The 19,777-nt window shown below is 40.9% G+C and carries 14 protein-coding genes; 6 read left to right on the top strand and 8 right to left on the bottom strand.

Going from position 1 to position 19,777, the window contains the following annotated elements:
* Window positions 1-8: 8 nt before the first annotated feature.
* The 3 genes from HC643_RS14835 to sir all read left to right on the top strand — a co-directional run bounded on the left by HC643_RS14835 (window position 9) and on the right by sir (window position 4,320).
* A complete protein-coding gene (locus HC643_RS14835) occupies window positions 9-872 on the top strand; it encodes a DUF6671 family protein (protein ID WP_038074677.1) in 864 nt (287 codons plus the stop codon).
* Between the two features lie 592 nt (window positions 873-1,464).
* A complete protein-coding gene (locus tag HC643_RS14830) occupies window positions 1,465-2,007 on the top strand; it encodes an outer membrane beta-barrel protein (RefSeq protein WP_038074848.1) in 543 nt (180 codons plus the stop codon).
* 264 nt (window positions 2,008-2,271) lie between these two features.
* Window positions 2,272-4,320, top strand: coding sequence for a sulfite reductase, ferredoxin dependent (gene sir / locus HC643_RS14825; RefSeq protein WP_038074679.1), 2,049 nt, complete (start codon window positions 2,272-2,274; stop codon window positions 4,318-4,320).
* Window positions 4,321-4,492: 172 nt separating this feature from the next.
* Here the strand turns inward: sir and HC643_RS14820 are convergent, their stop codons facing one another.
* Window positions 4,493-5,131 (bottom strand): histidine phosphatase family protein, encoded by a 639-nt coding sequence (locus tag HC643_RS14820; RefSeq protein ID WP_050045802.1) that lies wholly within the window; start codon window positions 5,129-5,131, stop codon window positions 4,493-4,495.
* Between the two features lie 35 nt (window positions 5,132-5,166).
* Between HC643_RS14820 and HC643_RS14815 the strand changes: the two genes are divergently transcribed.
* A complete protein-coding gene (locus tag HC643_RS14815) occupies window positions 5,167-6,564 on the top strand; it encodes a carotenoid oxygenase family protein (protein WP_038074680.1) in 1,398 nt (465 codons plus the stop codon).
* An 86-nt stretch (window positions 6,565-6,650) separates the two neighbouring features.
* Here HC643_RS14815 and HC643_RS14810 read toward each other — a convergent pair whose 3' ends face one another.
* The 5 genes from HC643_RS14810 to psbO form a co-directional block, all read right to left on the bottom strand.
* The gene (locus HC643_RS14810) at window positions 6,651-7,490 is read right to left on the bottom strand and encodes an alpha/beta hydrolase (RefSeq protein WP_038074681.1); all 840 of its coding nucleotides are present in this window, start codon (window positions 7,488-7,490) and stop codon (window positions 6,651-6,653) included.
* A gap of 176 nt (window positions 7,491-7,666) precedes the next feature.
* On the bottom strand, window positions 7,667-7,918 hold the full coding sequence (locus HC643_RS14805; RefSeq protein WP_038074684.1) for a hypothetical protein: 252 nt from the start codon (window positions 7,916-7,918) through the stop codon (window positions 7,667-7,669).
* Between the two features lie 42 nt (window positions 7,919-7,960).
* A complete protein-coding gene (locus HC643_RS14800) occupies window positions 7,961-8,872 on the bottom strand; it encodes a hypothetical protein (RefSeq protein WP_038074706.1) in 912 nt (303 codons plus the stop codon).
* A gap of 153 nt (window positions 8,873-9,025) precedes the next feature.
* Window positions 9,026-9,802: an RNA polymerase sigma factor SigF gene (locus tag HC643_RS14795; RefSeq protein WP_038074707.1), complete on the bottom strand. Its 777-nt coding sequence runs from the start codon at window positions 9,800-9,802 to the stop codon at window positions 9,026-9,028.
* Window positions 9,803-10,508: 706 nt separating this feature from the next.
* Window positions 10,509-11,336 carry a photosystem II manganese-stabilizing polypeptide gene (gene psbO / locus HC643_RS14790; protein WP_038074709.1) on the bottom strand — a complete coding sequence of 276 codons (828 nt, stop codon included), beginning with the start codon at window positions 11,334-11,336 and terminating at the stop codon, window positions 10,509-10,511.
* A 664-nt stretch (window positions 11,337-12,000) separates the two neighbouring features.
* Between psbO and HC643_RS14785 the strand changes: the two genes are divergently transcribed.
* Complete coding sequence (locus HC643_RS14785; RefSeq protein WP_038074710.1) at window positions 12,001-12,372, top strand: hypothetical protein; 372 nt, start codon at window positions 12,001-12,003, stop codon at window positions 12,370-12,372.
* Window positions 12,373-12,395: 23 nt separating this feature from the next.
* Here the strand turns inward: HC643_RS14785 and HC643_RS14780 are convergent, their stop codons facing one another.
* Complete coding sequence (locus tag HC643_RS14780; protein ID WP_050045801.1) at window positions 12,396-17,399, bottom strand: nSTAND1 domain-containing NTPase; 5,004 nt, start codon at window positions 17,397-17,399, stop codon at window positions 12,396-12,398.
* Here HC643_RS14780 and HC643_RS14775 point away from each other — a divergent pair.
* Window positions 17,385-17,621 carry a hypothetical protein gene (locus HC643_RS14775; protein WP_137986293.1) on the top strand — a complete coding sequence of 79 codons (237 nt, stop codon included), beginning with the start codon at window positions 17,385-17,387 and terminating at the stop codon, window positions 17,619-17,621. The genes HC643_RS14780 and HC643_RS14775 overlap by 15 nt on opposite strands.
* A 141-nt stretch (window positions 17,622-17,762) precedes the next feature.
* Here the strand turns inward: HC643_RS14775 and HC643_RS14770 are convergent, their stop codons facing one another.
* Window positions 17,763-19,100, bottom strand: coding sequence for an ATP-binding protein (locus HC643_RS14770; protein WP_038074713.1), 1,338 nt, complete (start codon window positions 19,098-19,100; stop codon window positions 17,763-17,765).
* Between the last annotated feature and the right edge of the window lie 677 nt (window positions 19,101-19,777).

The raw sequence follows: 19,777 nt of genomic DNA, 5'->3' as shown, positions 1-19,777 counted from the left end.
GCACAAATATGAAAAAACATTTACTATTTGACAATCGAGTGGCAGTACTAGCTACCAAGCATCATAAAGAGAAAGCGATCGCTCCCATTGTCGAACAAGAATTAGGCGTCAAAGTCATAGTTCCACAAGATTTTGATACGGATCGCTTCGGTACATTCACAAGAGATGTCAAAAGGGTAGGAAACCAAATCGAAGCAGCAAGAGTGAAAGCAGAAACAGCACTGTCTGTTACGAATGAAACGTTAGCCTTAGCAAGTGAAGGTACATTTGGTCCCCATCCAAGTAATCCGTTCGTTCCATGCAATCGAGAAATTGTTATTTTATTAGATAAAACAAATGAAATAGAAATTATTGGTCAAGCAATTTCTATTGAAACTAACTTCAACCATTCTATTATCAAAAACATCCAAGAAGCTCACGAGTTTGCTGAAAAAGCTGGCTTTCCGGAACACGCTTTGGTCGTTATGGTTCATCCTTCACCTAAAAATCAAGAAGAAATTATCAAAGGCATTAACACAACGGAACAACTTGTAGAAGCAGTCACATTTGCTTTAAAGCGTTCTGAGACTGGTAAAATTTCCATAGAAACGGATATGCGTGCTCTTTATAACCCTACAAGGATGACAAATATTGTCAGAGCAACACGTGACTTAATTAACAAAATTCAGAATACTTGCCCTAATTGCGACTTTCCTGGGTTTGATGTCTTTTCTAGGAAAATAGGGTTACCTTGTGCATACTGTCACTCACCCACGGAAATCACTCTTGCTGTTACTTATAAATGTCAAAAATGTGGATTTTTGAAAGATGTGATGTTTCCAGATGGAATACAACAAGCAGATCCTTCTTTATGTCATTACTGCAATCCCTAAGATCCATCAGCAGTAGGAGTCTTTGCAAGAGCCTAATGCCTTGCAGCCGTGCGCTTGATTTTAAAAGTGCAATTTATACCCATATGAACATATTACCTTAAAACCAAACTCAATTTCCTGCGACTCGCTCCGGTGGCTCTGTTTAAGTCTGCAAATCTGCGAGCTGCTCCTCTTGTGAAAACATAGGACAGCAGCCCGGAGAAATTTCGTTGCAAGGCAGATCTACAAAGCAGATCTAATAAAAAATTCACTGCTAAGCATGAAAAAGGTGCCTCCCAAAGAGGAAACTGCTTTTGGAAATCGTTTCTAATCAATTGGAATAAGCATTACCAGTCCTAATTCATGGATTAATTTTCTCTAAATTATGTGACACTAAAATAACTGTCTACTGTAGATTTTTCATTCCGGATGCTAAAAACTTTTTTTGTAATTAGAATGCTTTATTTATAAAATTAATTTCTAAAAAATTAGTCCTATTAATCTATAGCAGTACTATGACTTACTTAAAAGATTTTAGAAATTTCTTGGAACCTTTCTGTTTCTTTTTCGACCTTAAATGCAAAAGCAATACCTAGACAAATTGGTAGGTTTTATGAAACGGTTACTCAAGTCTTTTGTGACAATTTCTGCACTGTCCTCTATAGTAATTGCACCTGTTATACTCTCGGCTGGTGAGGCTTCTGCTCAACCTCAGAAACAAAAAGGAACCGATGCTAGTTATGTTGGTGCTGGTGTGTCTGCTGGTCTAACAAACGGCGGACAAAATGGTGATGCTGCCACTTTTGGAGGTAACGTTACTGGTCGTTTGAAGTTAGGTGATACTCCTTTTTCTGCACGCGGTCAAGTTAACTTTAGTAGCGAGACGAGTGCTATTATTCCCAATGTTTCTGCAGACTTGGGAATTGCTAAAGGCACTAATGCTTATGTAGGTGTAGGTTACCAATTTGTAGAAGCTAACGGTAAACCAACTCCAAGTGGTAATGACGACGGAGTGGCTTTAGTCGCTGGCGTTGAATCTGAGGTTGGTAAAAACTTTCTGATCTATAGCAATGCTACTGTAGGTGTTAATGCTTACGAAAATAGCCCTGCTTCTGCTGTTAGCATCAACGGTGGTTTGGGCTATCGCTTCAAATAAAGGGCTGGGGGTTAGAGGAGTGAGGGGGTAAAAGTTAGCGCCTCTAAATATTCCTAAAAAATTGGAACATAAACATAGTATAAGTAATGTTGCTGGGTTTATTGATGTGTTGCACCACTCATAAACTCAGCTTTTTGCCGTGTTAAAATCGTACTAATCCTCTAAATCTCGCTCGGATTTTGTGGATATAAATAGCCGTAAGGGTGCATATTAGTTCCCGCTTCGGCATATTGTGACGCATATAGGTAATTTTCTATTACTCCAATGGTTAAATCTGCTCCTTCCCCGACCACAAGCCGCAAGCCTTCCAAAGTAGAAGCCCTTAAGGAACGCAGTAACTTTTTGCGCGAACCTGTGGCAACTGAAATACTTCAGGATACAACTCACTTTAGTGAAGATGCAGTACAAATTCTCAAGTTTCATGGCTCTTATCAACAGGATAATCGTGATAATCGAGTCAAGGGGCAGGAAAAAGACTACCAGTTCATGCTGCGGACAAGAAATCCGGGTGGGTTCGTTCCGCCAGAGCTTTATTTAGCTTTAGATAAGCTAGCTGATGAATACGGAAATCACACGTTGCGAGCTACCACTCGTCAAGGTTTTCAGTTGCACGGCATTTTAAAGAAAAACCTCAAAGCTGCGATCGCCTCCATTATCAACAGCATGGGTTCTACCCTCGGAGCCTGTGGTGACCTCAATCGCAACGTGATGGCACCTCCAGCACCTTTTAAGAATAAACCTGAGTACGAATATGCTTGGGAGTACGCCGATCGCATTGCTCATTTGCTAGCACCTCAAACCGGTGCTTACTATGAGATTTGGCTCGATGGTGAAATGGCTCTCAGTGCTGAAGAAAACCCAGAGGTGAAAACAGCGCGACAAAAAAATGGCACGGGAACAATCTTCCATGATAAAGAAGAACCCATCTACGGCACGTACTATATGCCGCGCAAGTTTAAAGTTTGTGTCACAGTTCCAGGAGATAATTCAATTGATTTGTACAGCCAAGATCTGACCTTGGTTGTCATCACCGATACAGCAGGAGAGTTAGAAGGATTTAATATCTTTGCAGGTGGTGGCTTGGGACGGACTCATAATAAAGAAGAAACTTTTGCAAGACTGGCAGATCCAATTTGTTATGTAGACAAGGAAGATGCCTACGATATTGTGAAGGCGATCGTTGCCACTCAAAGAGATTATGGCGATCGCACTGACCGCCGTCATGCTAGGCTCAAGTACTTAATTCATGATTGGGGTGTGGATAAGTTTCGCTCCATGGTTGAGAAATACTTTGGCAAATCTTTACAAGCTTTTAAACCGTTGCCAGAGTTTCAGTACTATGACTTTTTGGGATGGAACGAACAGGGTGATGGCAAGTTGTTCTTAGGTATTTCCATCGACAACGGTCGGGTTAAAGATGAAGGGAATTTTCAACTGAAAACGGCGTTGCGAGAAATAGTAGAGCACTATAAGTTGCCAATCCGCTTAACACCCCATCAAAACGTCATATTTTATGATATAGAACCGGAAAACAAACAAGCAATTCAAGACATTCTCAGCCGTTATGGTGTTGTTGCTGACCTCAGTAAAATCGACCCGATTGTGCGTTATTCAATGGCTTGTCCGGCTTTGCCTACTTGCGGCTTGGCTGTAACAGAGTCAGAACGAGTCATTCCAGAAATATTGGATCGGATTCGCACTCTTTTAAATAAAGTTGGTTTACAAAACGAGCATTTTGTAGTAAGGATGACAGGATGCCCCAATGGTTGTGCTCGTCCTTACATGGCAGAACTTGGTTTTGTGGGTAGCGCCCCAGAATCCTATCAAGTTTGGTTGGGAGGTTCACCAAATCAAACAAGGCTAGCAGTTCCTTATATGGAACGGATGCATATTAACAATTTAGAAACCCAACTCGAACCAATTTTTGTTTACTTCAAACAGCAGCGTAAAGCTGAAGAGAAGTTTGGGGATTTTTGCGATCGCGTTGGATTTGATGCCATACGAGAGTTTGCTGCTTTATACGAATCAGAAACGGCTGTGAAGTCAGATGACATTACAGACGATAGCGATGGTTTAGTTGAAGCAATGGCAGATTCTACAACCGCACCAATTACAGAAGAGAGCGAGCGTCAAGTCGTAGCCATAGCTAATACAACGACAGCAGCAAGCAAAACACGCCGTCGCATTACCCTTAATGAAGAGGTTTATACCCAATTGAAGGCAGTTTCTCAACGTCAAGGCAAGCCCATGACTCATTTGGTCAATGAAGCCCTCTCCGAGTACTTGAAAAATCTGCCACAATCAGCAGAATAAAACCTCATCACTCTCGTTCCCAGGCTCCGCCTGGGAATGCCTTACGGGAGGCTCCGCCTCCTGAGAAAAATTGCGTTCCCTGGTTTAACCAGGGAACAACGGTATGGATATGTTGGTGGATGTTGGGTTTCGTTCCTCAACTCAAATACATAATTGCATTTTTACTCCAATCTTAAGTCCCCGGTAAATGGCGCAATCGCTCATCCAAATGAGTCCTATCGGCTAGCGCCTTTAATAAAGGTCCGTGGGAGCCAAATTCTACAATACTCACTGACCCAACCGGACATCCCAAACGGTAGCGAAAGCGCCCTACATCAATTCCCAAAAGACTGCACAATATAATTCTGATAGTAGCCTTATGGGAAACAATTAAAACGTTCCCCTCACTGTATCGCTGTTTGATTTCCTCAATAACCTGCGTAGAACGAGATGCGATCGCGACAGCCATTTCCCCACCAGTTGGGGCATACCATGCTGGATCTGCCAACCAACGGATATAATCATCGTGAAATTCCGAACTGACAGTTTCTGGAGATTTACCTTCCCACTTGCCGTAATGAATTTCCTTTAACCCCGAACGCAGTTCTGGTTCCATCCCTATAGCATCACACAAAGGTTTTGCAGTTGCCACAGTGCGCCCCATTGGGCTGCAAAAAATTGCCGTCCAAGGAGTAGATTTGTACGCATCGGCAAAAGACTTTGCCATAGACAAGCCATCCGTAGTTAGTTCTGGGTCAATCGAACCACAAAACATATTATTACGACTGCACTCAGTCTGCCCGTGACGGAGGAAATAAAGAGTTAGGCTCATAGTAAACAAATTCACTTCGACTTGGGACAAGTCTAATGGTAACAACAAGAGTTAACCCTTTTCTGAGCGGTAACTTTGCTCCAGTACAAACAGAAATTACTTCGAGTACTTTACAAGTCAAGGGGAAACTACCATCTCATTTGTCAGGAATATTTGTACGCAACGGTCCTAACCCTCAATGGGAACCCATCGGGCAGTATCACTGGTTTGATGGTGATGGAATGCTGCATGGAGTCAGGATTAGCAATGGCAAAGCAACTTACTGCAATCGCTACATACGAACCAAGAAGTGGCAAGTAGAGCATGAAGCGGGTAAAGCCAATAGCAGTGGTTTGTTAGAAAAACGGGCAAAAAATTCTTCCGAGAACTTATTTAGAAATACTGCTAACACGGCTCTTATCTGGCATAACGGTCAATTACTGGCACTCTGGGAAGGTGGGGCTCCTCATGCCATTCAAGTTCCCAATTTAGAAACTATTGAGGAATATACTTACAAGGGTAAACTCGTTTCTTCTTTTACCGCACATCCCAAAGTCGATCCAAAAACAGGCGAAATGATGTTTTTTGGCTACTCCTTTATATCACCTTACCTGCAATACGGGGTAGTTTCAGCAGAAGGTGAGTTACTGCGGACAGTCCCGATTGACATCCCGCAGCCAGTGATGATGCACGATTTTGCTATTACCCAGCACTACACAATTTTCATGGATTTACCCATGACTTTTAGTGGGGAAAGGATGCAAAAGGGAAAACCTTGGATAATGTTTGAGCCAGATAAACCAAGCCGTTTTGGTATCGTTCCCCGATTTGGAGATAACAGGAACATACGGTGGTTTGAAAGCCCTGCTTGTTATGTTTTCCATACCCTAAACGCTTACGAAGATGGAGATGAAGTTGTACTCATTGCTTGTCGCATGAGTTCTTCTACAGTTTTGGGTTCAGATGACTCACAATTCGATCCAGAAGCAGATATTCCACGCTTGTACAAATGGCGATTTAATCTCAGTACTGGTACGGTTAGTGAAGAAATGCTTGATGATGTAGCATCAGAGTTTCCGCGCATCAATGAGAATTTGTTGGGACACAAAACGCGATACGGCTACACTAACAAAACTGCCAAAGATCCTCTTCCTTTATTTGAGGGTATCATCAAGTACGATTTTAACACCGGTAAGTCTGAAACCCATAAATTTGGAGAAGGGCGTTATGGTGGTGAAGCTGTATTTGCACCCCGTCCTGGCGCGACTGCTGAAGATGATGGCTGGCTTGTCACCTTTGTTTATGATACTAGTGAAGATGCTTCGGAACTAGTGATTGTTGATGCCCAAGATATGACAGGTAAGCCTGTAGCACGAGTGTTACTTCCCCAGCGAGTTCCTTATGGGTTTCATGGAGCATGGATTTCTGAGGAACATTTGAGAAGTTCTTTGTAACTCCCTTTCGACTCTAAAATTCAACTCATCCTCTCAGGTGGGGAGTGAACCAATATTAAAAGGGTTGGCACTCCCCACCCTGTGCTTTACTTTTTTCTCTGTTGATTTTCTGCTACTAATTTGATGAAAGCTCCTAAAGTCTTGTCATACTTTTCCCCAGCTACCCATATAAAATCATTGTGAGTTGCTTCGTCGATCCATAAAGAAAGTTTTGGTGAAGGGGCAGCCGCAAAGAGTTTTTCTCCATGAGAAAAAGGAATTGTCTCATCTGCTCTTCCATGCATAACCAAAATTGGACAATTGACCCTTTTGATTTTTTCAAGATTAGCAAACTTATCAAAGGGCAAAATTGGAAAAGGTACAACGACTCGAAATGCTGAAATAAAAGTGCTTTCTACAATTAAACCTGCAACAGATTTTCGTGCTGCCAAATCGACTGCTGAACCACCTCCAACAGACCGTCCAAAAACAACAATCTGACTCGGTGATATCTTTAGCTGTTGAGTTAAATAATTGTAAGCTGTATCAATATCTTCATATGCATATTGTTCTGTAGGCTTTCCCTCACTTGTCCCATAGCCACGGTAATCATAGGCAAACACACTAAAATTAAGGCTTTGCAATCTCTCCAGTATCGAGCGAATATCTCCTAAATCTTCTGCATTCCCATGAGTGTAAAGAATTGTATATTTAGCAGATGGATTAAATAAATAAATCGCTGAAAGTTTTGTTTTATTTGTACTGGTTAGCTTGATAATTTCTTTTGTATCCTGATAGCTAGAGGATTGAGGAAGAAATATCATGCTGTCAGCACGTAAGAAAACATAAACATTAACGAAAGCATATATAAATATGAGCGATCGCACGAATCGCTGCCACGTAAAATCGCCAACAACAAGTTTTTTGACAAATTGTTTATTAAACATAGCCAATAAGAATTATGAATAAAGGATAAAGGATGAAAAAATAATTATTGAGAGAGAAATATATCCCATTTTTACTCCAAAAAATTTATGATTGGAGAACAATCAAGGCGAATCGTCCTTGACTGGTGCCCCTTAATGGATTTATGGGATTTACTTCATCCTTCATCCTTCATTCTTCATATTTCATCCCCGTGTTGGTTCTGATAGTAGGTCAAAATTTGCTGAACTCTTTGCCTGGTTTGCAAATTAGAGCTTGAAGTATATTCAATCCACAAGCCACCAATTTGGCTTTGATTGTAATCAAACTCTTGCGATGTTTGGGGAATTAAACCGATTTCTATCCCTTCCACTTGACGCAAATGCGCTGCTACCTCTCGATAAACGGCTAAAGGTAAACCAGCAAATTCAACTTTTTCTTTTGTCTCCATCTTCACTGAGCTTTAATTGGAACAAGTTTAGAGATGAGACTGCTAGGACATAGGGCTTCCAATGGATGCTGTGGGTGCCTGCTTGTCCTTCTCAGCTCCTTCTCCTACCATTCTGGCAACTTCTATACCATATTGTTCCAAAATTACGATTGGCTCCGAGCCTTCGTTCATCTCAATCCGTTTAATTAACACTCCGTTTGCCAATCTCTGTCCTGCTTGTACGTATCGGCTTGTTGGCTCGCTTGGGACTTTAATAATTGCTTGAGGTTCTCTGCCAATGAGAACTACACCTGTAACAACAACTGCTCTGGCTAATTCTGGTTGTGGTGGAGGTGGTGCCATAGCTGTTAAACCAGGGTTGGGTACAACCTGGGGTAGTACTTTCGGCAGCACTCTAGCAGTAGGTGGTTTCTGCTTGGCTTTTGGAATTGTACCATTTGCGATCGCAGTGGTATTGAGTTTCTTTTTGGGCTGATTCTTCAAGGTATTAATTTTGGGTCGAATCAATAGCGTTCCTGATTTTCCGAGTGCTTTACCTCGAAAGCTTTTCCCAGAATGCAGAGGAGGCAATGTAGGCACCACTCTTACTCCTCCTCCAACTCTTCCACTAGAGCCTACTGTAGGGTACGAACTTGTAATTTGTTCAAACGGATCGTTACGTCCTTTCTCGACTAAACTTTGCCGTTGTAAACCATTAGTAGGTTGAATTAAATTAGCAGATGTTGGAAAATTTTGTGAAGCAGGATTTGCCGCAACAACTGGGTTGGAAAAGGCTGGTTTGCCTGTTGGTTTAGACGGTACAGGTGAGGTAGCTGCTTGATTTGCAGGATTGTTTGTCGCTGTCGCTTCAGGCGTCGTGGAGGGATTGGTAGATTCCTGTGTGCCCTCTGAAGAACAGGAGGCGATCGCTAGAGCTAGAATAGCTGCTATTGCGATTGTTAATTTTCTGACCATGAGTCGTTCTCAAAAGTTATTTGCTATTTCTCGAAATCAACATGCTTGACGTTTAGATTCAAGGCAAAGTGTGATACCGTTATAACCTAACTTTCCGCAATGCAAGAGTTTCTTTAAATACTTGAGTGTTCTTCAAAGACCACAGGTAGGATCTTAGTCTTCTGCCACTGTCATTAGGTTTTTCAGTACATCCAGCCCTTTTTTCACCCTTCGAGAAACAGTGACTACACTGATACCGAGACGTTCTGCCACTTGTTTCTGCGTTAAATCTTGTAAAAACACAAATTCCAACACCTCCCGAGTCCGGTTTTCTAACTGTACGAGAGCTTGTTGCAAGCGAATTTGGTCTTCTTGTGCTAATTGAAAGCTGCGGTAGCGATTATCTGGAACTAATTCTCCCAAACAAGTAGCTCCTTCATCTCCATCCTGCACGGGTACATCCAAGCTAAGTGGAGCGCGATTAGCCCAAGCTAGTTTGATTTCCTGCCATTCGTCTAAAGAAATTTCTAATGCTACTGCTAACTCAGAATCAGTTGGTTGGCGATTGTATTTTTCTCGCCAAGAACGCGAAACTCCTATGGCTTGCTGTTGTAGAGCCAACCATCGCCGGGGAATTCGTACAGTCACACCTTTATCGCGAAGGTAGTGTTGAATTTCACCACGAATATAGGGAATTGCAAAGGAACTAAAAGCGTGTCCTTTGGAAATTTCAAATCTTTCAATAGCCCGAATTAAGCCCAAACATCCTACTTGGAGCAAATCCTCATAACTTTCATGACACTGATTCATCCAGTAATGAGCTTCTTTTCTCACAAGTCCAAAATTCAGTTGTACCAGCTGGTTGCGAACACTAGCGCTTCCAGACAGTTGGTATTCTCGCAACAACTGCCAAATCTCATGCTTCAGTTCATTGGTGACTGTAGTTGGCATAGCACCGCATTAATTTGTTTAATAAAAAGTTGGGTACTCGTTGTTAAACTAAGCTGCAATTGTGTCTGGAAACTCAGCCTTTGTAGCCTACTTGGAGTCTCTTAAGTCAGAGACTCTTATAGCCACTAACAAGCAGACGACAAGGGGCGGCTTCCGGTCAAGATAGCAGCTTGTCGCCAGACATGGTATTGTCTGCACATTGTTCTCCAATAGGTTTGGGCTTTTGTAACAGCACGCGCACCAAAGGCGACCGAACAATGCGGCTTAATTTAAATACGATGGATTCTTGGTTTTTTAGTTAACTTTGGTATGATTGGTAGTTTTTGAAAAACTACATAGAAATAAAATAGAAAATTTGCTACAAAAATACCAACCGAAATTATACTGAATTACTATAATTAACACTAAAATGTTTTTCCAAGAAAGCACAGTCAGACTGGGAATCGGAATTGTCCCCATGAGTATAACCTGTGCTGCTTTTCATTTTCTGATTTGACACAGAGGGAGAGGGGGAAAGGGAGAGCGGGGGAGGTTTAGCTCATTTTTCCCAAGTCAGAAGGGTGCAAATTGCATACACGATAGCTTAAAACAGCAAGGGATTGGAAACTAGACAGTGGCGATCGAAATCTAGAGTTTTCCCCAGACTCCAATCGTCAGTCTCCCTAATTCCCAATCCCTAGTCCTCAGTCCCTATTTTTACAGGGAACTAGGCACGAGGCTCAAGCCGAGCATAGAACAAACCGCGAATTTTAACCTCTTCAGGTTCTTTCGCACCCAAATCTGTATCTGAAGGTTGTTCGCTCTCAAAAGTACCGCCAATTTCACCGGTAACATTATCTACTTTTGCTACCTGCAAAGAGATTTTACCTTTTAAAACATCAGTTCTCTTGACGTTAGCATTTACCAGTTCTCGATCGTCTGCTTGAGCGGGAAGAGCTACGGCGTTATCATAACCGCTAGCAACACCGCGACCTTTGGGGTCGAGGAAAGTCGCACCACGATAAGACGGAACTTTAAAAGTCCCTTCAAAATCCGTGGAGGTATTGATGCTGCTTAAGCCCGGTTGTGATTGAGCAACCAAACCTTTAACAGTGAATAAGAAGGGTATGCTTTCACCGCCAGGAAGTTTAACAGTGGCAGCTTGGAAGTCAAAACCATCTTTTTCTACAAAGGTGAGGCTACCATCGGAATTGACGTCTAGATCTCCCATAATTTGGTCGAGAGAGTAAGTGCGGCGAGTTAACAATTTGCCAGCAACATATTCTGCCTTTTGCCGTTTATTGATTGGCTCTTCTTTGATGAAGAATTGGGTTGGTTCCAGGCAAAGTTCTTTTATAGCATAAGCCCCTTTAGGATCGATAGGAATCGAACCGCGACTTGTTTCTGCTAGTTGAGGGCATTTGTTAGCCAAACCAGTTCCTCTAATTTGGTCATAGGTTAAGTAGTCTGTAGCAGAACTAGACGGTTCACTACAAGCAGTTAAAAACCCCATGCACAAAGCCAAGATTGCCACAATTAAAGCGCGAAACCTCATGGTTAACCTCAATGTAAAAAATTATTAATTATGTAGTAAAACTGACCGCTAAATGTGCTTAACGTTTAGCCTTCTTTTATCTGGGGAAAAATCCCAAATAGCCCGCGCACAACATCTTGACAAGATGTGTGGTTGTAGGATACCAGAAAAATCCACAGTTTTACATACAGCCCACTGTCTTATGGGTAATTAGCAAATCATCAGCCAGATCATACGATTTTTTTTAACTCAAAATCAAAGCGTTTTAATATTGAACTACAAGCTGGGATCGCTGGAGTACTTTTCTGAAATCTTTACTGAGAAGCTAGAAGGCTATAAAGTAACACGAGTTCGGCAAATGTCACCCTTCCACCCTCCCTCTCCTTAAAGGAGCTACGGTGTACGCGCAAGTCTTTTAAGGTGTCTTTACCTTCTGCCTTTTTCAAGTTAGAAGAGGGCAGGGGTTAGTTGTGGATTTTGTAACCTATTTTTAATACGTCGTTAACACCCACTTGCAACATATGTGTGTAAAATGTGTCAAGTTTCTTTCGCATAGAACGGTACTATAAAAGGGGAGCGAAAAAGTGAAAGCAATTCTCGCTCTGTAGATTTATAGTCCAACTCAACGACCTGCGATAAATTGATTTTAAATCAAAGATTGACAGGGTTTCTAACAGAGGTTTCAATGAGTCACAACGGCAAAGCAACGGAGTCAGTCAATTTGTCAACAAACTTGTCTTCCCAACTGCAAGCGATCGCAACTGCTGTTAACAATGCAGTGCAGGATTCTCAAGGCGACACGATTTCCCTTTTAGCCTTACTGCGCCAGCTCGAGCAGTTACACCAAGAAATTCGAGAGGGGGCTTTTCAGCAAAGTCTACCTGATAACCGTCAAGCACTCTATTCCCTGCTGCGTAATATCGAAGCTGAGGGGGGTTGGCCTTACATAGAGCGCATGAAGTTGCAAACTTTCCTCAAATATTTAGAACAGGAACTAACTGTTGGCAATGGTAATGACGGACTTGTCGTAGAAAGCGAACCCTCATTAGGTATGTAAAGTAATTTTAAAAAAGTCACTGTTTAACGGTCACGGTTGTAGCATAAATTGCGATCGCGCTGGTCAATATTGCGATTGTACTTGAGATAATTACCCACCCAATAGCATCCCCGATCCAGCAAGTCGTGCAGATCTAAATTCCACAGAATAATTGTGTTGTCATCACTAGCTGATGCCAAAGTCTCACCATCAGGGCTAAAGCTAGTACCCAGTACGGGTGCTTGATGACCGTTGAGAATTTTAATTAACTTACCATCACGACTCCACAGTTTTACAGTGCTGTCCCAACTAGCCGCAGCAATAATCTCGCCATTAGGACTAAAAGTCACAGCATTGACACTGTCACTATATCCCTTCAGTAAAGTTTTTAATAATTTGCCATCCCAACGCCACAATCTTACGGTGTTGTCCCAACTTGCAGATGCTAGCAAATGATCGGTGGGACTGAACCCTACACCCATAACCCAACCTTCATGAGGAGAAAAAGTCTTGAGTAAAGTCCCATCTCGCCTCCACAGTTTGACTGTTTGGTCATCACTGGCTGAAGCTAACACCTGACTATCAGGACTAAAACTTACGCTGTTGACCCAGCCGTGATGACCTTTTAAAGTAGCAAGCAATTTACCTTCGCGATTCCAAAGCTTAACGGTTTTATCTTTACTACCCGAAGCCAATAACGTGCCATCAGGGCTAAAATTGACACTCATAACGCTATCAGTATGCCCTTTGAGGGTTTTCAGCAGGTAACCGTCACTGCGCCAAAGTTTAACAGTTTTGTCATAACTTCCAGAAGCCAAGATTTGACCGGATGAGTCAAAACTGACGCTAGGGACTCTGTCTTTGTGTCCCATTAAAGTTTTGTAAAGACTAGTTTTCATGCCATAACGGTCGCGCAGCCACAGTTTCACCGTGCGATCGCGACTACCTGAAGCCAACATTCTGCCATCCGGTCTCCACGCAACGCTCAAGACCCTATCACTATGACCTTTTAAAATTGGAAGCCTCGGAGGTTCTAAACTCCACTGTTTGATGGTTTTGTCATAACTAGCCGACACCAAAAGCTTGTTATCCGGGCTAAAAGCCACACTAGCAATAGCATCGCTGTGACCCTTAAAACTCTTAACGAAAGTACCGCTAGCACTCCAGAGATTGATAGTATTATCATCGCCAGCCGATGCCAATTGCTGGCTGTTAGGACTAAAGCTAACACTCCAAATGGTAGCGCTATGGTGCTGTAAAGTTTTGTCAAGATGGAATATTAAGCCATCCTGACTATCCGACCAGCGCCAAAGTTTAACGGTTTTATCTCGTCCTGCTGATGCTAGCATCTGACCGTTAGGACTAAAAGCAACAGAAGTTACCCCCTTTTGATGTCCCAATAAAGTCTTCATCAAACGACCATCTCGCCGCCAAATTTTTACAGTTTTGTCGTCACTAGCTGAAGCAAGAAATTTACCATCAGGGCTAAAGCATACCCAATTCACCCAGCCTTGGTGTCCGTAAAGTTTTTTTGCTAGGCGACCATCAGTATGCCAAAGGTATATACTTCTATCCTTGCTAGTAGAAGCCAACATTTTACCATCAGGGCTAAAACTCACGCTATAAACCCAATCTTTATGACCTTTTAGAGTTTTGTATGGTAACGGGTCAAAAGCACCTGTGATTGAATTTTTTCGCCAAAGTTTTATAGTTTTATCAAGACTGCTAGAGACTAAAGTTTGTCCATCAGGACTAAAAGATAAGCTAGTTATAGCATCACGGTGACCTTTAAGAGTTTGGAGTAAATATCCATCACGACGCCACAGTTTTATTGTTCGATCTGTACTCCCTGATGCTAATAACCGACCATCAGGACTAAAAATGACAGACCAAACAATATCGTGATGTCCTTCCAAACGGTTTACCTCTGTAACTCCATAAACCGCCTGCTGTAGGGCTGTCACAACTCGCATTTGTGTATCTGGAAGTATATCTTTTGCTTGTTTCATTTTGCGAAACGCTCGTAAACTTTCCAGTAAAGCATCAAACTCTTTATTAGAGGCAAATAAAGCTTCACTTGCTGCTGTCAAAGCACTAATTTTTAAATTAGTTTCGCTACGTTCTGCACGTAAAGTTTGACTCACGGCTGCTCTTTTTTGTAAATAAGCATTCCACCACAATCCTCCTATAACTGCTAGCAATACAGTTAATAAAAAACCGACTATACGAGCTTCTCGCAGTCTTCGTTTTAAAACAGAGTTTAGTTGCTCTTGAGAGATTTTTTGAGCTACTTCTGCTTTGTTCTTTTCAAAACGAATTTTTTTTAATTCAGCAGTGATTTCATAGTTATTTTTTTGGCGTATAGGTTCTACTAAATAGTCATGAACTAACTGATAGCGATCGCCTGATTCTTCACGCATTCTCAGCACTAATCCACTTCCTGTAAGGATTTCCAAAATGAGTTCCAAACTAGCGGAAAGAGGGATGAGGGGAGAAGGAGCGCAATTTTCCCATACTCCGGAGCTACCATTTCCCCCTTCTTTTTGGGAGAGAGCAGAGAGTAACTCAGCTTTGGTCTTAAGAGGTCGGATACCTTTTTCATGCGTTAGCTCAAACAGTAATTGCCAGCTTATACATTCATTTTCTTCTCCGCAATCTTTAATAACTTCTTCTAGCCAACGCTGTACCAGTTTTTCTGAACCACCACATATCAGATATTCTTCAAGAGTTGTAATGTTTTCCGCTTGTAATTGAGCACCTACAATTTGCAACTCAATGGGATGAACCTCACCGACTTCACCTGCTAAATCTTGAACTAATTTAGTAATTAACTCATCTTGAGCTTCATAATAAGAATGCTGAGTCAAGCTTTTGATAATATTAATTGCATCTTGACTGGAAAATTTGCTAAGATAGTACCTAATATCTTTATCAAGAATATCTCCATTAATAATTCCTAAATCGCACTCGTTTTTTTGATACTGGCTGTAACGCTCCAACTCTAATAAATAATGTAAATAATCTTCTCTCATAGAGAGAATGACTTTTACAAAGGGTATGTTTAAACACTCAAATAAAAAATCAAAAAATTCTTTTCTAAATTGCGATTCTGTATTAACAAAGAAGAATTCTTCAAATTGATCGAAAATTAAAATTATTGTATAATTTCGGTTTGTAGCCAATTTTATCTTTTGGATAATACTCAAAATAGAGCTTTCTAGAGAATTTAATGTTTCATCCCCAGCAATTGTTAAATTGATATTATGAAAAATCGTTGCCTTCCAATCATTGTATGCTGACAAAAAAACTGTTATGGGCAGGCGATCGCCAATCACTTTTCGTTTTAAAGCTGGTAACAAACCCGCTTTAATAATTGAACTTTTTCCAACACCGCTTGAGCCATGAATAACTGTGAGTTTACAATCAGCACGAGTCATCCTTTCAATTAAACGGTTGATATCTTGTTGCCTTCCAGAAGTTGCTATTTCCCGAGCCACTTCTTCACGAAAAGAGGGGATTTCCTGAGAAGTATGTATGGGATTAATTCTATACCGTTGTGGTTGTAATTGACTCGCCCCGATAAAAGCACGAAAACCATATTGATGTTCTATTTGAATTTTTTCTCTTTTGAGCTTAAAAGCTTCCAAATAGTCATGACTTTCAAAAAAATAGAGTGAGTGTAATTCTTTAACTATTTCCAAGTAAAGTGAAGGATCGTACTGCAACTCACAAACAATTTTTGCCCATTCCAAATTATTGACTGCTTCCTCCCACTCACCTAAATGTCTTTGAGCGCATCCAAGTAACAGAAGATACCAACTCTCCTGCTGTCGTGAAATATCTGAAGCACCTTCCGCAATATTTAATGCTTGATTTGCTAATTCATAAGCTTTTAACCAATTAGCTTTAGAAGCATTTACAACAGATAAAAAGCCATAATCTTGTGCAACTTGTGCTTTAGTCCCGTAAATTTCGTGTAATTCTAGAGATTTGCAAGCAAGTTTTTCCAAGTTTTCCCAATCTTGCAAGTTTTTCAAAATTTCACAAGTTAGCAAAATAAATTTGGCAATTAAATCTTGTCTTTGTATAGACTCTAAAATATCTAAACATTTTTGAAACAAGACCAGAGCATCTTGCCAATACCTTTTGCTGACAGAAGGATGTAAATCTGCCATGCGAAGATAGCACAATCCTAAGTGAAATAGTACTATTGCATATCTTAGAAAATAAGGAGACGGAGAAGATGAAATTTGCTCCCCTCTTAACTGCTGTTCCCAAAGAGTTAAACTCTGTTGATAATGGGATAAAGCATTATCTATTTCATCTCTAGCATAATAATCGCGACCTAAAACAAATTCTAGCCCCGCTTCTAAATCTATCTCTAAGGTAACATTATAAACGCGAAGCAAATCCTGACGAGCAGATTCAATTTCTTTACGATGCTGTGATTTTGGGTCTAAATCAAGGGCGGTATTGGGTAAAAATTTTTTGACTCCAGCTTCTACAACTTTGGTAAATAATGACTCTGTTTCTTTTCTTACTAAAGCCATTAACTCTTGTTGTGCCATTTCAAATTTTATAGTTGTTGCAGCCCAACTCTTAAAGTCAGGAGCTAATCTTGACAGCAGCATTGCAACTTCATCTGTCAGCCATAAAACTAATGGAAAAGGAAAATTGTGGGCGTAAATATCCCGTGCTTGGTTAAAGCCAGTGAGAAGGTCTTCAATCGAAATTACTGACTCAAGTCCAAAAACCATTAGACCTGATGGAAAAGAGTCGATAGCGAGGTCAGAATTCTCTGGATAAAGTACTTGGAATAAAGCATTATGTAAAGTTGTTGTTGACGGAGAAAGAACAACTTCTCGGACATACTTGTCTTTATTAAGAGCGCGGAAAGCTATCATAATTTGCTCTTGTAGTTGTCGATAATTGCAACGTACTAAAATTAGAGCAAATTGACCTTGTGAAAGCGCGATCGCTCTGATTAATCTTTGTAGAGAACCTTGATTTTCGCTTTGATTCTCTAGCTCAAAATGGCACTCCTTCATATGTTAGAGATTGGGAATTGGGATATTGGGATTGGAGACAAGGAAAACAAGGAAGATTGGAACGGAAGAACTCGCGTTCACTCACCCAACGACTTGGTTTTTGGTGAGCCCAGAACTACAAACGAGTTTCCCGGTATTTGGCAAACCCAGCCCTATACTTATAATGCTCGGCAAATTATAACTTATGATACAAATTTATATGTACGCATACTTAGCACCTAGCATTTTCAATAGGAATTGGGGTCACTAGTCAATACTGCTCGGTTAAGAAAATTGTCGCTACAGACAAGCACCTTTGTGCAGGGGTTGCAGGGGGTGCAGGGGAGGAAAAAACGGCTTAACCGACAAGTATTGGGTCACTAGTTACTGAGTACGGTTTTTTTGCCAAGTCAAAACTTTGTCTGTTTCTGCCAATGCAGGGCTAATACCAAACCAACGTCCTTGGGGATCTCGGTATTCAAAAACAAACATACTCCGAAGCAATCTTTGGTAATCTGATTCACCACTTAAGCTTTGTTGTTGTATAACTTCGTACAGTAGTTGCCATTCTTCATCATCAATAGCAAGCAAGAGATCGTCCCGATAGTCTTTAATAACAGCTTCCAAACAATCCTCTGAAAAAGGTGGATCTTCTCTTTGCAAGCAGCTATAAAGCAATCCCAATAAGTTACGAATGTGACCGCCACTGACTCGACACAGACGATTGAGGGTTTCGGGTTTATCAAATAACTCTGTAATGAATTCCAATCTCTGTGATGGTGGGATTTCGGGAAAAGCCCTTGCTAACACAAGTTGTCTTAATAGAGACATTCCTGCTTCGTAATCGCTACCATCTCGTTGGCGAACAAGTACCATTGGTAGAACTTTGGGCGCAACACCACCGCCAAGGCGATTTTTAAGTGTTTGGTACTCATTAGAAAATATTAATGACAGGGGAATTGTATAAACAACGTGACATTTGAGCCGTCTGAGCTGTTCGCCGCGATCGATGAAGAGATACTCTGGTTGCGATCGCCCAGATGCTACCGGACGCATATCAACTCTATCTAAATTGTCGATAATTACGACTAACCCTTTTTGACCCCGTAACTTCAGTTGTTCAACAGCCTTATCCAAGACTTCTTCGTTAATTGCTTGCAAAATACTGTTAGTACGTGGTTCTAAGTAATGTCTCAATTGGGTTCGCAATTGAGGGCTATCTTTTGTTTTAGCGCTTATTTTGGCGATCCCTAAAGACAGTTCCGCCTGTGCTGACAATTCTATAGGGGTTTGTAAAAAATCCCCAATTTCTTTGAACAGGTTGGCAAAGTAACTGGGTCTAACTTTGATGTTGATTGTTTCTAAGCTGGAACTTACCTGACGAGCTACACTCAGCAAAATATCACTAACATCGATATCCGCCATATCTAAATCTTGACTGGATTCAAAATACACCACGTGAAATCCAGCTAGTTCTAGTTCTGTCTTCAGTCTTTGCAACTCTGTTGACTTACCGCAACCGATGTGACCTGTAAATAATTGGCAAGTCGGCTCATCCGGGGAAATACGGATAATTGTCCTTTGCAATTCCTCAACTATTTTACAGCCGCGTACTGTAGAGAAGTCGATGTAGTATTGCCTGTCAGATGCGTCGCCCATGATTAACGTCTTACTGGGGTTACAGGCTTTGAAAAAGCGCGACAAATTTAGTGTTGTTTTCATGTAGATGCAGATGTATTTCTATACTTAGAAATCTAATTTTTACTTAAGTAGAGTTGCATTGTATTGCAAAGAATTTATACTTTAAACAAAACGGAATAACTGTTTTGATAGTAAAATTCAGCTTTTTGAAGATTAGCTCTTTGTAAGAGGTTGACCGCTTTTTGTCAAATCACTCATACTAGAGCAGAGATTTTGTTACCCCTGATGTATTAAACCTATCTATTATTTTTACAACCATTGTTACAGTTTTGACAAACTATAATGTGCAACTTTAGGAAGCTCACCATAACTTATTTATACATAATATTTTTGTCAACCCCCTTATGGTAGATAATACCTTATTATGACATAAGTTAACAAAGAACAACATTACCTGATATGTTCTAAATGTTACTTAGGTTTTAAAAAAAGGCTACAGATTTTGGAGAAGGTTGAATAAGGCAAATCGATCGAATTGGGCAGAGGAAATAGAGGATGGGAATGAGCATTATGAAAAGTCATTTAATTCCTCTTTTTAATTCTTATTTTCACGGCCCGATGGCTTTTGCCCAATGCTCTGTGCCCAATGCTCGTTGCTAAAATTTCTATGCAAATAATAGTTATTTTGTCAATAGTGTGATTGTAGCTTTTTAATAAAGAAATAGTTGCCATCATGGAATAGAAAGGCTACATTCATA

The sequence above is a fragment of the Tolypothrix bouteillei VB521301 genome, assembly GCF_000760695.4.
Lineage (GTDB): Bacteria > Cyanobacteriota > Cyanobacteriia > Cyanobacteriales > Nostocaceae > Scytonema > Scytonema bouteillei_A.
This window is presented reverse-complemented; position numbering and strand designations above follow the sequence as displayed.

Excerpts from the sequence above, each read along its gene's own strand:
- HC643_RS14835 (WP_038074677.1), top strand. The coding sequence starts at position 9 with ATGAAAAAACATTTACTATTTGACAATCGAGTGGCAGTACTAGCTACC.
- HC643_RS14830 (WP_038074848.1), top strand. The coding sequence starts at position 1,465 with ATGAAACGGTTACTCAAGTCTTTTGTGACAATTTCTGCACTGTCCTCT.
- sir (WP_038074679.1), top strand. The coding sequence starts at position 2,272 with ATGGTTAAATCTGCTCCTTCCCCGACCACAAGCCGCAAGCCTTCCAAA.
- HC643_RS14820 (WP_050045802.1), bottom strand. The coding sequence starts at position 5,131 with ATGAGCCTAACTCTTTATTTCCTCCGTCACGGGCAGACTGAGTGCAGT.
- HC643_RS14815 (WP_038074680.1), top strand. The coding sequence starts at position 5,167 with ATGGTAACAACAAGAGTTAACCCTTTTCTGAGCGGTAACTTTGCTCCA.
- HC643_RS14810 (WP_038074681.1), bottom strand. The coding sequence starts at position 7,490 with ATGTTTAATAAACAATTTGTCAAAAAACTTGTTGTTGGCGATTTTACG.
- HC643_RS14805 (WP_038074684.1), bottom strand. The coding sequence starts at position 7,918 with ATGGAGACAAAAGAAAAAGTTGAATTTGCTGGTTTACCTTTAGCCGTT.
- HC643_RS14800 (WP_038074706.1), bottom strand. The coding sequence starts at position 8,872 with ATGGTCAGAAAATTAACAATCGCAATAGCAGCTATTCTAGCTCTAGCG.
- HC643_RS14795 (WP_038074707.1), bottom strand. The coding sequence starts at position 9,802 with ATGCCAACTACAGTCACCAATGAACTGAAGCATGAGATTTGGCAGTTG.
- psbO (WP_038074709.1), bottom strand. The coding sequence starts at position 11,336 with ATGAGGTTTCGCGCTTTAATTGTGGCAATCTTGGCTTTGTGCATGGGG.
- HC643_RS14785 (WP_038074710.1), top strand. The coding sequence starts at position 12,001 with ATGAGTCACAACGGCAAAGCAACGGAGTCAGTCAATTTGTCAACAAAC.
- HC643_RS14775 (WP_137986293.1), top strand. The coding sequence starts at position 17,385 with ATGGCACTCCTTCATATGTTAGAGATTGGGAATTGGGATATTGGGATT.
- HC643_RS14780 (WP_050045801.1), bottom strand. The coding sequence starts at position 17,399 with ATGAAGGAGTGCCATTTTGAGCTAGAGAATCAAAGCGAAAATCAAGGT.
- HC643_RS14770 (WP_038074713.1), bottom strand. The coding sequence starts at position 19,100 with ATGAAAACAACACTAAATTTGTCGCGCTTTTTCAAAGCCTGTAACCCC.